The sequence below is a fragment of the Microbulbifer hainanensis genome, from assembly GCF_014904735.1.
In the GTDB taxonomy this organism is placed as follows: domain Bacteria; phylum Pseudomonadota; class Gammaproteobacteria; order Pseudomonadales; family Cellvibrionaceae; genus Microbulbifer; species Microbulbifer hainanensis.
This window is the reverse complement of sequence record NZ_JACZCR010000020.1, coordinates 232,614-247,050: the sequence shown is the minus strand read 5'-3', so window position 1 is coordinate 247,050 and position 14,437 is coordinate 232,614. Positions and strand designations below refer to the sequence as shown.

Sequence of the window (14,437 nt, the reverse complement as noted above, 5' to 3'; positions counted from 1 at the left end):
ATAAGAGTCAGGGCTGTATGACCAGAGATACCAGCGAGCTGCTCGGTCAGCTGAAAATTGATCGCGACGCGCCACCTCCACCCACCGCGCCCTATCGGCGCACACTACTGGCGGCAGCCCTCGGTGCCGCCGTCGGCGCCATCGCCAGCGTCCTGATCAGTGCCCTGCTGGCCGACGATACCGCGCCCGCGGCGGCCGCGCCCGAACCGGCGGCGAATACCACAGCAACTATTCCCGCACCGGCCGAAACCGCGACGTTCAGCGTCGAGCAGCGCGAAGCGGTACTCAACGCCTCCGGATATATCACCGCACGGCGCATGGCCACCGTTTCCGCGCAAGTCATGGGCCTGATCACCAGCGTCGATGTCGAGGAGGGAATGCGCGTCAGCGAGGGACAGGTACTCGCGCGGCTGGACGATGCCAAGGCGCGGGTCAACCTCCAACTGGCCCAGGCCCAGGTACAGGTACTGCAGGCGCGGCTCGGCAGCATCTCCGCCAATCTCGGCGAGGCGCGCCGCCAAAAGGTGCGCTACGCCGACCTCATCGACAAGCACTATTCGAGCCGCGCGCAGCTGACCCAGAGTGAGGCCAACGAGGAGAACCTGCAGGCGCAGCTGGCCAGCGCACAGGCGGATATCCGGGTGGCAAAGCTGGAGGTGCAGCGCCAGCGCGAGCAGCTCCTTGACCACACAATTCGCGCGCCCTTCGCCGGTGTGGTCACGCAGAAAAATGCCCAGCCCGGTGAAATCGTCGCCCCCAGTTCCGCCGGTGGTGGATTTACCCGCACCGGGATCTGCACCATCGTCGATATGGATTCGCTGGAAATTGAAGTGGACGTCAACGAGGCCTTTATCGGCCGTGTCGCTACCGGGCAGAAAGTGCGCGCGAACCTGGACGCCTATCCCGACTGGGATATCCCCGCCACCGTGGTGGCCATCATTCCGACCGCCGATCGCGCCAAAGCGACCGTGCGCGTGCGCATCGGCATCGACTCGACCGACGCGCGCATACTGCCCGACATGGGAGTTAAGGTCGCCTTCCTGCCGCAGGAACCATCAATGGTGGGCGAGTAAAAATACCAGATTACAAAGACTGAGAAATCCGGAGGGAATTGGTGATGTCAGAAGAAGTACTGTTTCAACTCAAGGGAGTCAGCAAGAGTTTCGTCAAAGGCAAGGAAGAGATATCTATTTTTGACGACCTCGATATGACCATCAACCGCGGCGAGTTCCTCGCCATCATGGGGCCATCCGGTTCCGGCAAGACGACGCTGCTGAACATGCTCGGCGGTGTCGACCAGCCCACCGGCGGGGAAATCTGGTTTAACGGCGAGCGCATCGACCGCTTCAAGGAAAGTCAGCTGACCCGCTGGCGAGCACACAATATCGGTTTTATTTTCCAGTTCTATAACCTGATGCCGATGCTCAACGCCGCGCGCAATGTGGAACTTCCGCTGCTGTTGACCAATCTCTCCAAAGCCCAGCGACGCGCGAACGTGGAAACCGCGCTGACCCTGGTGGGCCTCAATGACCGCGCCAAACACATGCCCAGCGAAATGTCCGGCGGCCAGCAACAGCGTGTGGCCATTGCCCGCGCCATCGTCTCCGATCCGCAACTGATACTGTGTGACGAACCCACTGGTGATCTCGACCGCAAAACCGCCGATGAAATTCTCGAAATGCTGCAGCTGCTCAACCAGGATCACGGCAAGACCATCGTCATGGTGACGCACGACCCCGCCGCTGCGAGTTATGCGAAAAAGACCGTGCATCTCGACAAGGGCAAGTTCGTGCAGAGGGAAGTGGCGGCATGAACGATCTCTACCTAATTTACAAAAATATGACGAGGAAACCGCTGCGGCTTTTCCTCACCTGTTTTGCCATTTTTATCGCCTTCCTGATTTACGGCGCGGTCACCACACTGAAGAGCGCGATGGATTCCGGCATCGACCTGGCCGCCGACAACCGGCTGATGGTGGTCAACCGCATCAATTTCACCGTGCCACTGCCCATTGCCTACTTCCGCAAGGTAGCGGCGATGGACGGCGTTAAAAATGTGACCCACGCAAACTGGTTCGGCGGTTACTACCAGGACCCGAAAAAACAGCTGGTGGTGATGGCGGTGGATCCGGAATCCTACCTGCGCGTCTATCCGGAAGTCGTGGTCGATCCGCAACAGAAGCAGGCCTGGCTGCGCGACCGCCAGGGCATGCTGGTTGGAGAAAAACTGGCGAAGTTGTACGGCTGGAAAATCGGCGACAAGATCCCGGTCTCGTCGAATATTTTTTCTCACAAGGACGGCGGCCACACCTGGGATTTCGTTATCGACGGCATCTTTACCGGCAACACCGAGCAGTACGATACCGGTTACATGGTTTTCCATTACAAGTATTTCCAGGAAACGCAGACCTTCGGTGGCGACAATATCGGCTGGCTGGTGCTGACCACCGAGGATCCGTCCCTGAACGAACAGGTGGCGAAAAAAATCGATGAGACTTTTGCCAACTCCGCCTTCGAGACCGACACCAGCACGGAAAAGGCTTTCAGCAAGGCGTTTATCGAACAGGTCGGCAATATCGGCCTGATTATTTTCGGCGTGGTGTTTATGGCGTTTTTCACCATCCTGGTGGTGGTGGGCAATACCATGGCGCTGGCGGTGCGCGAGCGCACCGGTGAAATCGCCGTACTGAAAACCCTCGGTTTCTCCAGTCCGCGCATTTTCAAAATGGTGCTGGGGGAATCGTTGCTGATCGCACTGATCGGCGGTCTCGCCGGCCTCGGGGCGGCGCATTTGCTGATCGAGGGCGCCAAGGCAGCCATGGCCCAGTTCCTGCCCAACCTGGTCATGGGCGGGGATATCGTCGCGCAGGCGGTCGGCTTTATGTTGCTGCTGGGATTGGTCACCGGCTTGCTGCCGGCGTTCAATGCGCTGCGTTTGAACATCGTCACAGCGTTTAACCGCGGAGGGGCGTGAACAATGGGATCTCTAATTTCTCAAATCGCCACCGTCACGGTGATGAATATCCGCAGCCTGCCCCGGCGCCTGTGGATGTCGCTGGCGATGGTACTGGCCTCGGCGGTAGTGGTGGCGATACTGCTCGCTTTCCTCGCCATGGCCAAGGGCTTTGAAACCACCATGAGCAGTGCCGGCTCCGACCGCGTCGCGATGCTGATGCGCGAGGGTGCGGCGGCGGAGCTGAATAGCGTCGTCACACGCGACCAGGTCAACCTGGTGGAAGACCTGCCGGGTATCGCCAGCGACAAGGATGGGCCGGTGGTTTCACCGGAGCTGTATGTCATCGTGGACGGCATCAAGAAATCCACCGGTACCGAGGCCAATATTCCCCTGCGCGGACTCGATAGCCGCGGTATGGCACTGCGCGGGAATGTGCAGCTGACCCGCGGACGCAGCTTTACGCCGGGTACCAACGAGCTGATCGTCGGCGAGGGGGTACTGCGGGAATTCGACGGCTTCGATGTCGGCAGTGAAGTGCGCTTCGGCAAGAACACCTGGAGAGTGGTGGGTGCCTTCTCTACCGGCGGCAATGTGTTCGAGAGCGAGCTGTGGGCGGATGCCAAGGTCATCCAGAGTCATTACAACCGCGGCAGCAGTTTCCAGACGATCCGCGTGCAGCTGCAAAAGCCCGGAGATCTGCAACCGCTGCAGCAGGGCATTGACGCCGACCCGCGCCTGAATCTGGATGTGCAGACCGAGAAGGCCTACTTCACCAGTCAGGGCAAACAGTTGCAGTACATGGCCATTTTCGGCCGGGTGATCAGCTTTATCATGGCGCTGGGCGCTCTGGCCGGCGCGCTCAACACCATGTATACCTCGGTGGCCGACCGCGCCCGGGAAATCGCCACACTGCGCGCGCTGGGTTTCAGCAATTTTTCCGCCTTCTGCGGCACCATTGCCGAGGCGCTGGTGCTGGCGATTGCCGGCGGCCTGCTCGGCTCCGCCGCCGCGTTTCTGTTCTTCGACGGCCTCAACGCCTCCACCCTCGGCGGCAGCTTTACCCAGGTGGTGTTCCGCTTCGAGATGTCGCCGGAGCTTTTCGTACAGGGCGCAATGCTGGCGCTGGTTATCGGTTTCGTCAGCGGGTTTTTCCCCGCCTGGCGTGCGGCGCGCCTGCCGGTAATCGTCGCCTTCCGGCAGACAACCTGACGCGATCGATTGTGCCGGAACGCTGTTCCCGGATCCGATGCCGGGAGCAGCGTCAGTCCAGCGTATCTTGCTTGCCCCGCGCCACGCGCCAGTAGCGCGGCACAAAAGTCACCAGTATCCACGCCTCGAGCAGGCAACCGGCCGAGCTGGCAACCGTGATCAGGTTGTCGATCACATTGCCGCGCAGGGTGTAGTTCGGCACCCATTCAATCGCCACTTGCTGCAAAAAGCCCAGCCCGAGGACCAGAAAGGCCACCCCGATGGCTAACCGCCGTGCCGGTCGCAGCGCCACCTTGAACCGTCGCTTCAGCCACGCCACGAGGATCGGCAACACGCTGAGGTCGAGACTGTAGCGCATGATTACCAGAACCGAGTAGACGGTGACTACCCCTCCGTAATACCACAACAGTGGCATCAGGCAGAGAACAAACAGTTTGTCGGCGATGGCGTCGAGGAGCGCGCCGAAATGGGTCTCCCAGTGATAGCGGCGCGCGACAAATCCATCCAGCGCATCGGTGAGCGCGGCGGCGAGAAATACGATCAATGCTGGCATCGAGTCGTGCTTCAGCGCCAGCCAGATAATCAGCGGGATCGACGCGATGCGCAGCCCAGAAAGGACATTCGGCAGATGGCGCCAGCGGGATGGCGGCTCGGGTTGCTTCTGTTCGGGCACCTGCGGCTTCCGATTATTCGGTGACTGTCGTGGAATTTTAGTGGATAGAGTTAAGTTGACCGGGCACTTGCAGTCACCCGGCCGGCAATTCCACCCCGGGGCCCGGCCCTAGGCGCGGCGAAATCGCGAGATCAGCAGCAGCGCCACCGGCAGCACCGCCAGCTCCAGTATCCAGCCGAGCAGGTAACCCGGTGCAAAGGAAAAACCCGCTGCGGAGAAAAGGGGCCAGTTCTGAAAGACAAAATACGGCAATACTGCGGCCGCGAGAAGCAGCAGCCGGCGGCCCGGTGCGACGCGAAATATTAACAGTGCCAGGGGCAGGTACAGCATCAGGTAGGCGATGAAATCCTGAAGCCACACCGCCGGATAGAACCAGCCGGTACCGGCCAGGTGCGCCAGCATCCACTGGAACAACGGGTTGTGCTGCGCCAGATAGCCCCAGAGGATAACAATGGTGTTGCTGTAAGCGATGCCGATGGCCGCAAACACGGCCATCTGCGCCAGCAGGTTGGGCGCCTTGTGCATACCGCTACTCCGATCGTTCACTTGCACCCAGCCTAGCAGCACCTCAGTGGTGAAGGTGGCAAGCCCCGCTACTGTTTGCGGTAGATGCGGCTCTTGCCCTCTGGCTGGCGGCGGAAGCGCTTGTACTCCCACTGGTACTGTTCCGGCGCCTCGGCGATGCATGCCTCGACGCCGCGGTTCATCGCCGCGAGCGATACCTTGGTCTCTTCGCTGTAGATAGCCTGTTCGGCGGGGAGGAAGACCAGCTCGAATCCACCTTCGACGCGCTTGCCGAAACCGAACACACAGCGACAGCCGGTGCGCTGCTGCAGGTTGTGGACGAGCGTCATAGTCAGTGCCGGTTTGCCAAAAAATGGGGCAAAATCGCCGCCGCTGGAATCCGGTTCCTGGTCTGGCAGGACCATCACGATGCCCCCGGCTTTCAAAGCCTTCAGCAGCGCGCGCACGCCGTGCACATTGGTGGGCACCATCTGCACACCGGTGGCTTCGCGACCGGCGCGAATGATCGGGTCGAGCGCGGCGATCTTTGGCGGCGCGTAGAGCGCGGTCGACGACCCCAGTGTCGCCAAGTACATGCCGAAGATTTCCCAGTTGCCGGTATGGGGCATCAGGACCAGAACGCCGCGGTCATCCTGTATTTCGTTGCACAGCAGCTGCTGGTTGCGCACCCGGATTATCTGGTCCTCGCTGCGGCTCCACGGCTGGTGCCAGATGGTCGCCACCTCGCATCCGGCGATGGCCGTCTCGACGACACTGCGCCGCGCCAGCCCCTCGCGCTCGGCCGGATCCATACCCGGGTAGCAGATCTCCAGGTTGATACGGCTGACACGCAGGCTTTCGCTGCCCGTCAGTACCGCGATGCGGCCGATCACCCGGCCGCAGCGGCGCGACCAGCGCAGAGGCAACTTACCCATTAATTTCAATGCAGTGGCCGCGAGCCAGCCTTTGATATCCAAAGCAACAACTTCCTATACGAGATCCGATAGCGGCAACCCGTTCCCGACTCCTTCAGTATGGCGACGGAATCACAGAGATGGCGGCCGTGGCGCCTTTAGTGCGCCACCCGCTGCCGCTATAATTGCGTCCCTTTGCCCGCTGCCGCCGGTCCACACTGGCGCGGCGGCGGCAACGAACACAACATATCCGGAGATAGCGGTGTCCAAGCAATACGACCTCAGCACCTTTCAGGGATTGATCTTTGCCCTGCAGGATTACTGGGCGCGCCAAGGGTGCGTCATTCTACAGCCTCTGGATATGGAAGTGGGCGCCGGCACCTTTCACCCGGCCACATTCCTGCGCGCCATCGGCCCCGAGACCTGGAACGCCGCCTATGTGCAGCCCTGCCGCCGCCCCACCGACGGCCGCTACGGCGAGAACCCGAACCGCCTGCAGCACTACTACCAGTATCAGGTGGTCATGAAGCCGTCGCCGGACAACATCCAGGACCTGTATCTGGACAGCCTGCGCGCCATGGGCGTGGACCCGGCCGTGCACGATATCCGCTTCGTCGAAGACAACTGGGAATCCCCCACCCTCGGCGCCTGGGGCCTCGGCTGGGAAGTGTGGCTGAACGGCATGGAAGTCACCCAGTTCACCTACTTCCAGCAGGTGGGCGGTATCGAGTGCTACCCGGTCACCGGCGAGATCACCTACGGCCTGGAGCGGATCGCCATGTACCTGCAGGGCGTCGAGTCCATCTACGACCTGGTGTGGACCCGCAACCCGGACGGCAGCCCGGTCACCTACGGCGATGTCTTCCACCAGAACGAAGTGGAGATGTCCCACTACAACTTCGAACACGCGGACGTTGAGTTCCTGTTCAACACCTTCGATCACTGCGAGCGCGAGAGCGGCCGCCTGATCGAGCTGGGCCTGCCGCTGCCGGCCTACGAGCAGGTCATGAAGGCATCCCACGCATTCAATCTGCTGGATGCGCGCCACGCCATCTCGGTCACCGAGCGCCAGCGCTATATCCTGCGCGTGCGCACCCTCGCCCGTTCAGTGGCCCAGGCCTACTACGACACGCGACGCGCGCTCGGTTTCCCGCTGGCCGCCGAGGAACTACGCCGCGAAATTCTGGCCGAAGAGCCGGAACAGCAGTCCAAGCAAGAGGAGAAGCAGTAATGGCGCAGGATTTTCTGGTTGAACTGGGCACCGAAGAGCTGCCCCCGAAAGCGCTGCGCAAACTCATGGACGCCTTTGCCGATGGTATCGCGCAGGGGCTGAAAGCCGCCGAACTGGATTTCGCCGATATCAAGGCCTATGCCGCACCGCGCCGCCTTGCGGTTGTCGTCGCCGGCCTAGCGGAAAAGCAGCAGGACAAGCAGATCGAGAAGCTCGGTCCGGCCGTCAAAGCCGCCTACGACAAGGACGGCAACCCGAGCAAGGCCGCCGAGGGCTTCGCGCGCAGCAACGGCGTGACCGTCGAGCAGCTGTCCAAAGTCGATACCGACAAGGGCGAGCGCCTTGCGTTTGTCAGCGAACAGAAAGGCGCCGCCACCAGCACGCTGCTGGGCGGGATCGTGGAAAAATCCCTGGCCCAGTTGCCGATCCCGAAACGCATGCGCTGGGGGGCGCGCCGCGAGGAATTCGTGCGCCCGGTGCACTGGCTGTTGATGCTGTTCGGCAACGACGTGGTGGATGCCGAGGTTCTCGGCCTGAAGGCCGGCAAAATCAGCCGCGGCCACCGCTTCCACTGCGACCAGGAACTGGAAATCCACTCCGCCCACGACTACGTGCAGCACCTGCGCGACCCGGGCTATGTGATCGTAGATTTCGACGCACGCCGCGAGGCGATCCGCGATCAGGTCACCGCCGAAGCCCACAACGTCAACGGCGAAGCAGTGATCGACGACGACCTGCTCGACGAAGTCACCGCCCTGGTCGAGTGGCCGGTGGCGCTTACCGGCCGTTTCGAGGAGCGTTTCCTCGAAGTGCCCGCCGAGGCGCTGATCTCGTCGATGAAGGAGCACCAGAAATATTTCCACGTGGTGGACGGCGACGGGCAGCTGCTGCCCTTCTTTATTACCGTGGCCAACATCGAAAGCAAAGACGCGGCCCAGGTAATTCACGGCAACGAACGGGTGATCCGCCCGCGCCTGGCCGACGCCGCCTTCTTCTTCGAGACGGACAAGAAAACCAGCCTGGAAGCGCGCCGCGAAAAGCTGAAAACCGTGATCTTCCAGCAGAAGCTCGGCACCGTGTACGACAAGACCGAGCGCCTCGCTGCGCTGGCTCCGAAGATCGCCGCGCTGACCGGCGCCAATACCCAGTGGGCCGAACGCGCGGCGAAACTGTGCAAATCGGACCTGGTCACCGAAATGGTGTTCGAGTTCGCCGATATGCAGGGGATCGCCGGTTACTACTATGCGGAAAACGACAAGGAACCGCTTGAGGTAGCCAAGGCGATGTACGAGCAGTACATGCCCAAGTTCGCCGGCGACGAATTGCCGAAGAGCGACACCGGTACCGTGATCGCCCTGGCGGATCGTCTCGATACCCTCGTCGGTATTTTCGGTATCGGCCAGCCGCCCAGCGGTTCGCGCGATCCATTTGCACTGCGCCGTGCCAGCCTGGGTGTAATCCGCCTTTTGGTAGAGAAGCAGCTTGACCTGGACCTGCGCGAGCTGCTGGAAAAGGCCCGTGACAATTACCCGCGCACCGCGCTGGGTGAGTACAACAGCGTTGTCGATGACGCGCTGAATTACATTCTCGAGCGTTTCCGCGCCCGCTACGAAGACCAGGGCATTGCTACCGAGGTGTTCATGGCCGTGGCCGCGCGCAAACTGTCCCGCCCGCTGGATATCGACAACCGGGTGCACGCAGTGCACGCGTTCAGCCAGTTGCCCGAAGCCGAAGCCCTCGCCGCAGCGAACAAGCGGGTGTCGAATATTCTGGCCAAGCTGGACGGCCCGGCGCCGACCGTAGTCGACGAAAGCCTGTTGCAGGAAGATGCGGAAAAGGCGCTCTACGCAGCGGTGAAAGATGCCCAGGTGCAGGTGCAACCGCTCTACGACGATGCCTGTTATACCGAGGGGCTCGCCGGCCTCGCGGGTCTGCGCCAAACCGTCGACAGCTTCTTCGATCACGTCATGGTCATGGCGGACGACGAGCAGCTGCGCAACAACCGCCTCGCGCTGCTGGCGCAGCTGCGCGCACTGTTCCTGGAAGTGGCGGATATCTCGCTGCTGGTGCCGGCGAAATAAGCCCATGACCATCATCGTGCTGGACCGGGACGGCGTCATCAACTATGACTCCGCCGACTACATAAAGAATGTCGACGAGTGGATTCCGCTCCCGGGCAGCATCGACGCCATGGCGGACTTGAGCCGCGCCGGCTACCAGCTGGTGGTAGCCACCAATCAGAGCGGCCTCGCTCGAGGCCTGTTCGACCTGGACGACCTGGAGGCCATGCACGCCAAGATGCGCGCACTGGTGGAAGATGCCGGCGGCGAGATCGCCGCCATCTTCTACTGTCCCCACGGCCCCGCTGATGACTGTCGCTGTCGCAAACCGAAAACCGGTTTGCTCGATGCCATCGAGGCGGAGTTCGATACCAGCCTGCACGACTGTTACATGGTCGGCGACAAGTTGAAGGATCTGCACGCAGCACGGTCCAAAGGCTGCAAACCCGCACTGGTCAAAACCGGTGCCGGTGCGCAGACTCTCAATCAGTTGATCGAAAACCCCGATCCCGCGCTGGCGACAACGGCGGTTTTCGACGACCTGGCGCAATTCGCCAACTTTATTTTGCGCTGAGTTTATCGGGCGAGCCTACTGCACTGGTTTTCCGTATCGTGCGCGTCCAGCACCCTGCCTTTCACGTAAAGCGAAAAAATCGTATCGCCGGAGCAGCGCTGCTCAAGACACTCTATTTGGCAGCGGCATGTAAAGCGCCGGCCAACAGTCTGTCGCACAGTTGCGGATAGAACTGGGCGAAAGTTGCGTCGTAAGCGCCATCTTCCTTGTGGCAGGACACGCAGTTATTCCCCGCGGGTATCATCGCTATCGCGTCTTTGTCATTGGGAAAAACATAAAACGCGCTGCGGTCCGTGAACTTCTGTTTGTCCAGCAAATGAATTTCAAAACTGGCCAGCTCGCCCTGTACGATGCCATCCACTTCCGGCTGCGGTTTTTGCTGTGTGTTGTAGAAAGACAGCGCCAGCATGGTGCCGTCGGCGTATTTACCGTGCTGTTTTAGATAGCGATAGGCTGCCGGCTCCATCTGGACTACCTGGATCATGCCGGGGCTGTCGGCACTGAACTGCCGCTCTTCGCTGTTCGGATAGCCGTGTCCGACGACGGCGCCGAGAAAAATCCACTCATCCAGGTTATCCGGCCGCTGCAGTTTTTCCGCGGCATCGAACCGCGCGGCGGTAAGGCCATTGTCCAGCGATTCGCTGACACCGGGGACGGCGTACAGCACTGCAAGGATCGCCGCGATGGCAAAGGCAGCGGATGATTTTTTTGCTGACATCGAAAGTTCCCTCTTCTTTTATTGTCGTTCGCTAGCGATTGAAGCGCTTGCGGTAGTCATCGGGCAGCACACCGAGCTGGCGCTTAAAGGCTCGGCGCAATTGTTCCTGGGATTGAAATCCGCACAGGGCGGCGACTTTTGCCTGGGGCAGATTTTTTTCGGCGAGCAATTGCCGCGCCTTCTCCGCGCGCGCCCGCTCGACAAATTTTGCCGGGGTCAGACCGAGCTCGGCGGTAAAGTGGCGGGCGAAATTGCGCGGGCTCATGGCTACACGTCGTGCCAGGCTGTCAACGTCCAGCGGTTGCTCGAGATTGGCGTAGACCCACGCAACCAGTTCGGCAAAGCGGTCACTCGCCACCTGGCTCGAGAGATAGGAACTGTACTGGCGCTGGCCGCCGTCCCGTTTCAGGTACAAAACCAGGCGCCGGGCGATCGCCAGCGCCAACGGTTTGCCAAAGTCTGCCTCCACCAGGGCGAGTGCGAGATCGATGCCCGAAGTAATGCCGGCAGAGCTGTAAAAATTGCCATCGCGGATATAGATGGCATCGCCGTCGACATCGACGCCGTCGTAACCCTGCAGCTCGGCAACATCCATCCAGTGAGTGGTGGCGCGGCGCCCGTTCAGCAGTCCGGTCTCGGCGAGGATCAGGGCACCGTTGCAGATGGAGCCTAGCCGCTCGACCCTGGCCGCAGAATCAGTGAGCCAGTCGATCAGTTCCCGGTTGGCTCGCTGTCGGGCGGAGGCTTCATCCGTTCCCCCGCATACCAGCAGCGTATGAATATTGTCGGCGTCGCGGAAAGCGCGGTCGGCAGTGAGGCGGATCCCGGAGGAGGTCGCGATCGGGCCCGGAGCGTCGGCGAGCAGTTCTATGCTGTAGACATCGCGGTCGGTCCGTCCCATATCGCACAACTGTCGATTGGCGAGGGAGAAGACCTCGAGGGGACCGGTGACATCCAGACACTGGGCGCCGCTGTAAATCACCATCGCGACAGTGCGCGACGCGGCTGTATTGGAGAACTCGGGTGGCATGGGTAAAGTTTTTCATAAAGTGACGACGGCAGAAACGACAGAATGGCAGCAAAAACTGCCAGCACAAATTCATCGAGGCAGTAGTACTGCGGATAGTCAAAGGCTACCTACCGCTCAGCGGCCGCGCGACGCCGCGCTTGACCGGGCGGCGCGGGCGCGCACAATGGCGGCCCCGGCACGCCTCTCACCAATTGGCGGGGTGCCTTTTACAGTCATGGAGATCAGCCTTTGTCACAGCTGTTTTTGAATCGCGGCGCCGAACGTCGCCTTAAACGCGGCCATCTGTGGATATACAGCAACGAGGTGGATACCAAGCGCTCGCCGCTCAAAGGGATCGAGCCCGGCAGCCAGTGCGAAATTGTCGACAGCCGCGGCAAGGCGCTCGGCACCGCCTTCGTCAATCCGAGTCAGCTGATCTGCGGACGCCTGGTTTCCCGCGCCGGTCCCCTCGATGAGGCGCTGATCAGTGAGCGCTTACAGACTGCACTGGCCATGCGCGAGCGCTATTTCGGTCATCCCAGTTACCGGTTGATTTACGGCGATTCGGACTGGTTGCCGGGACTGGTGGTGGATCGCTTTGGCGATTACCTGGTGGTTCAGGTCAGCAACTGGGGCATGGAGCAACAACTCGATGTTGTGATCGACAAGCTGCGGGAGCTGGTGTCTCCTAAAGGCATACTGCTGCGCAACGACCACCAGGGCCGCGGCGTCGAAGACATGCCGGCGGTCAATGAAGTGGTATTCGGTGAGGTTCCGGAGATGGCGCCGTTTGAGGAAAACGGCGTACCGCTGTTGGCGCCGGTACACCGCGGGCAGAAAACCGGCTGGTTTTACGACCACCGCGATAACCGTGCACGCCTGAACCAGTGGGTAGCGGGCAAGCGGGTACTGGATCTTTTTTCCTATGCCGGCGGCTGGGGCGTGCAGGCACTGGTGCGTGGCGCGAGTGACGTCACCTGTGTGGACGCGTCCGAACAGGCACTGGACTGGTGCCGCGCCAATGCGGCGCATAACAATGTCGAGGAGCGGCTGCACACCGAGCGCGGCAAGGCGCTCGACGTCATGAAAACGCTGCTCGATGCCCGCGAGCGCTTCGATATTGTCGTGCTGGATCCGCCCGCATTCATCAAGCGGCGCAAGGACCACAAGGCGGGGCTCGCTGCCTATCGCCATATCAACGAACTGGCGATTCGCCTGTTGGCGCCGGGTGGGCTGTTAGTGAGTGCTTCCTGCTCTATGCACCTGGAGGCAGACGAGCTGCTCGACTGTGTGCGCGGGGCGGCCCACCACCAGGGACGCCGCGCGTCACTGCTTGCCAGTGGCGGCCAGGGGGCGGACCATCCGGTGCACCTGGCCATTCCCGAAACCCGCTATCTGAAGGCCCATTTCGTGCACCTGCAGTGACCGAGAGTCGCCCGTTCGCGTCGGCATATCAGTCCGCCGGAGTTACCGGCGGACTGAATCTGCAGACAAACCATTCCCGGTCGCCTGCAGCGGCAGCAGACGTGAATCTACCAGCGCGGCTTCCCGGTGGCCGGCGATGGCAAGGTAGGCGTCGTCCGTGGCAAAGTCGATAAACGACTGCACGGAACGCTGCCGGACCAGCATCGCCAGATCCCACTGCTCATCCTGCGGGCCGATAAAAAAGGCACCGCCCTCACCGAGAAACAGCAGTTCGCCGCCGCTGGCCCGCAACAGTGGCAGGGTGTGGTCGATATAGCGCTGAAACGCCTCGCGGCCGCTGATCGGCGTCTGCGGATACAAAGCAGGATGCGCGGAGTAGTCGGCGGTTTGGCGCAGGCGCAGCAGGTTCAGCATCACCACCTCGCCGCGCAGTTCCCGCCGGAAGAGTGCCACCGCCGAAGCGTCGGTGGGGGCCAGGTGTGTCATCCGCTTCATTGGCTCCTGACCCCGCTGCTGTTCCGTGCGCAGGTAAAGGTGTCGCTGGCGATGCGTTCGCAGTGCACCCGCACGTCCTGGGGCCACGCACTGATTTCGTTGCGGAACAGGGCTTCCTCGCCAGCGAACAGTGCGCGCGTGGCCTCTTCCAGTCCCGGCAGGTTGCCGGCAACCGCCATCATAAAGCGGTAACAGGATTCCTGTGCCGCGCGGCGCCGGTCGTGGCCGCGGCTGGCGCGGCGCGCTTCTTCTACCAGCTTGCGCAGGGCCACAGAGGCGCCGCCGGGTTGGCTGCGCAACCAATCCCAGTGGCGTGGCAACAGTGTCACTTCCCGTGCGATGACGCCCAGCTTGGGGCGTCCGCGCCCGCGGGGCTTTTCCGTTTCTGCGCTGGCTTCCGCTTCCTTTGGGTTCGCGCTGCGGTCGGCGTCGAGTCGCGCCAGCACATCCTGCTCGGAGCCGCGAAAGTCGATTTCTACCGACCGGCTGTCAGAGTCGTCAAAAACCAGCAGCTGCTGCAGATCCACCTCCGCCAGTGTACGTTTTGCTGTGGCTGCAACCTGGTGCAGAGGGCCGCTGGCGATACAGCGGTGGCCGAGAAAGGCGCTACAGGTGCGCCCGGTTGATGCTTCCATAAGTCCGCTACTCCCGATAGCGTTCAGTTTATTAC

At 61.6% G+C, this 14,437-nt stretch carries 15 protein-coding genes; 8 read left to right on the top strand and 7 right to left on the bottom strand.

Annotated elements, in window-relative coordinates:
* Positions 1–17 precede the first annotated feature (17 nt).
* Genes IG168_RS07395 through IG168_RS07380 form a run of 4 tightly spaced genes read left to right on the top strand, consistent with a single transcriptional unit; the run spans position 18 to position 4,164 of the window.
* Positions 18–1,073, top strand: coding sequence for an efflux RND transporter periplasmic adaptor subunit (locus IG168_RS07395; protein WP_193163427.1), 1,056 nt, complete (start codon positions 18–20; stop codon positions 1,071–1,073).
* A 44-nt stretch (positions 1,074–1,117) separates the two neighbouring features.
* Positions 1,118–1,813: an ABC transporter ATP-binding protein gene (locus IG168_RS07390; RefSeq protein WP_193163425.1), complete on the top strand. Its 696-nt coding sequence runs from the start codon at positions 1,118–1,120 to the stop codon at positions 1,811–1,813.
* Positions 1,810–2,973 (top strand): ABC transporter permease, encoded by a 1,164-nt coding sequence (locus IG168_RS07385; protein WP_193163423.1) that lies wholly within the window; start codon positions 1,810–1,812, stop codon positions 2,971–2,973. The genes IG168_RS07390 and IG168_RS07385 overlap by 4 nt, the downstream gene beginning before the upstream one ends.
* 3 nt (positions 2,974–2,976) lie before the next feature.
* Complete coding sequence (locus IG168_RS07380) at positions 2,977–4,164, top strand: ABC transporter permease (RefSeq protein WP_193163421.1); 1,188 nt, start codon at positions 2,977–2,979, stop codon at positions 4,162–4,164.
* Between the two features lie 52 nt (positions 4,165–4,216).
* Here the strand turns inward: IG168_RS07380 and IG168_RS07375 are convergent, their stop codons facing one another.
* The 3 genes from IG168_RS07375 to IG168_RS07365 all read right to left on the bottom strand — a co-directional run bounded on the left by IG168_RS07375 (position 4,217) and on the right by IG168_RS07365 (position 6,318).
* A complete protein-coding gene (locus IG168_RS07375; RefSeq protein WP_193163419.1) occupies positions 4,217–4,837 on the bottom strand; it encodes a CDP-alcohol phosphatidyltransferase family protein in 621 nt (206 codons plus the stop codon).
* 108 nt (positions 4,838–4,945) lie between these two features.
* Positions 4,946–5,362 carry a hypothetical protein gene (locus IG168_RS07370; RefSeq protein WP_193163417.1) on the bottom strand — a complete coding sequence of 139 codons (417 nt, stop codon included), beginning with the start codon at positions 5,360–5,362 and terminating at the stop codon, positions 4,946–4,948.
* A gap of 68 nt (positions 5,363–5,430) precedes the next feature.
* Positions 5,431–6,318 (bottom strand): lysophospholipid acyltransferase family protein, encoded by an 888-nt coding sequence (locus IG168_RS07365; RefSeq protein ID WP_193163415.1) that lies wholly within the window; start codon positions 6,316–6,318, stop codon positions 5,431–5,433.
* A 199-nt stretch (positions 6,319–6,517) separates the two neighbouring features.
* On the opposite strand from IG168_RS07365, the gene glyQ reads away from it, so the two are divergent.
* The 3 genes from glyQ to gmhB are packed head-to-tail and all read left to right on the top strand — an operon-like array spanning position 6,518 to position 10,120.
* Positions 6,518–7,486 (top strand): glycine--tRNA ligase subunit alpha, encoded by a 969-nt coding sequence (glyQ, locus tag IG168_RS07360; protein ID WP_193163413.1) that lies wholly within the window; start codon positions 6,518–6,520, stop codon positions 7,484–7,486.
* The gene (glyS, locus tag IG168_RS07355; protein WP_193163411.1) at positions 7,486–9,567 is read left to right on the top strand and encodes a glycine--tRNA ligase subunit beta; all 2,082 of its coding nucleotides are present in this window, start codon (positions 7,486–7,488) and stop codon (positions 9,565–9,567) included. The genes glyQ and glyS overlap by 1 nt, the downstream gene beginning before the upstream one ends.
* A 4-nt stretch (positions 9,568–9,571) precedes the next feature.
* Positions 9,572–10,120: a D-glycero-beta-D-manno-heptose 1,7-bisphosphate 7-phosphatase gene (gene gmhB / locus IG168_RS07350; RefSeq protein ID WP_193163409.1), complete on the top strand. Its 549-nt coding sequence runs from the start codon at positions 9,572–9,574 to the stop codon at positions 10,118–10,120.
* Positions 10,121–10,232: 112 nt separating this feature from the next.
* Here the strand turns inward: gmhB and IG168_RS07345 are convergent, their stop codons facing one another.
* Complete coding sequence (locus IG168_RS07345; RefSeq protein ID WP_193163407.1) at positions 10,233–10,838, bottom strand: cytochrome P460 family protein; 606 nt, start codon at positions 10,836–10,838, stop codon at positions 10,233–10,235.
* 31 nt (positions 10,839–10,869) lie between these two features.
* Positions 10,870–11,868 carry a GlxA family transcriptional regulator gene (locus IG168_RS07340; protein WP_193163405.1) on the bottom strand — a complete coding sequence of 333 codons (999 nt, stop codon included), beginning with the start codon at positions 11,866–11,868 and terminating at the stop codon, positions 10,870–10,872.
* A 228-nt stretch (positions 11,869–12,096) separates the two neighbouring features.
* Between IG168_RS07340 and IG168_RS07335 the strand changes: the two genes are divergently transcribed.
* Positions 12,097–13,272, top strand: a complete 1,176-nt coding sequence (locus IG168_RS07335; protein WP_193163403.1) for a class I SAM-dependent rRNA methyltransferase — start codon at positions 12,097–12,099, stop codon at positions 13,270–13,272.
* A gap of 42 nt (positions 13,273–13,314) precedes the next feature.
* Here the strand turns inward: IG168_RS07335 and IG168_RS07330 are convergent, their stop codons facing one another.
* Positions 13,315–13,758: a DUF1330 domain-containing protein gene (locus IG168_RS07330; RefSeq protein WP_226876611.1), complete on the bottom strand. Its 444-nt coding sequence runs from the start codon at positions 13,756–13,758 to the stop codon at positions 13,315–13,317.
* A 5-nt stretch (positions 13,759–13,763) separates the two neighbouring features.
* Positions 13,764–14,402 (bottom strand): DUF2239 family protein, encoded by a 639-nt coding sequence (locus IG168_RS07325; protein ID WP_193163399.1) that lies wholly within the window; start codon positions 14,400–14,402, stop codon positions 13,764–13,766.
* Positions 14,403–14,437: the final 35 nt, after the last annotated feature.

Coding starts and splice junctions, on each gene's coding strand:
- IG168_RS07330 (WP_226876611.1), bottom strand. CDS start 13,758: ATGACACACCTGGCCCCCACCGACGCTTCGGCGGTGGCACTCTTCCGG.
- gmhB (WP_193163409.1), top strand. CDS start 9,572: ATGACCATCATCGTGCTGGACCGGGACGGCGTCATCAACTATGACTCC.
- IG168_RS07380 (WP_193163421.1), top strand. CDS start 2,977: ATGGGATCTCTAATTTCTCAAATCGCCACCGTCACGGTGATGAATATC.
- IG168_RS07390 (WP_193163425.1), top strand. CDS start 1,118: ATGTCAGAAGAAGTACTGTTTCAACTCAAGGGAGTCAGCAAGAGTTTC.
- IG168_RS07385 (WP_193163423.1), top strand. CDS start 1,810: ATGAACGATCTCTACCTAATTTACAAAAATATGACGAGGAAACCGCTG.
- IG168_RS07395 (WP_193163427.1), top strand. CDS start 18: ATGACCAGAGATACCAGCGAGCTGCTCGGTCAGCTGAAAATTGATCGC.
- IG168_RS07340 (WP_193163405.1), bottom strand. CDS start 11,868: ATGCCACCCGAGTTCTCCAATACAGCCGCGTCGCGCACTGTCGCGATG.
- IG168_RS07325 (WP_193163399.1), bottom strand. CDS start 14,402: ATGGAAGCATCAACCGGGCGCACCTGTAGCGCCTTTCTCGGCCACCGC.
- glyS (WP_193163411.1), top strand. CDS start 7,486: ATGGCGCAGGATTTTCTGGTTGAACTGGGCACCGAAGAGCTGCCCCCG.
- IG168_RS07345 (WP_193163407.1), bottom strand. CDS start 10,838: ATGTCAGCAAAAAAATCATCCGCTGCCTTTGCCATCGCGGCGATCCTT.
- IG168_RS07370 (WP_193163417.1), bottom strand. CDS start 5,362: ATGCACAAGGCGCCCAACCTGCTGGCGCAGATGGCCGTGTTTGCGGCC.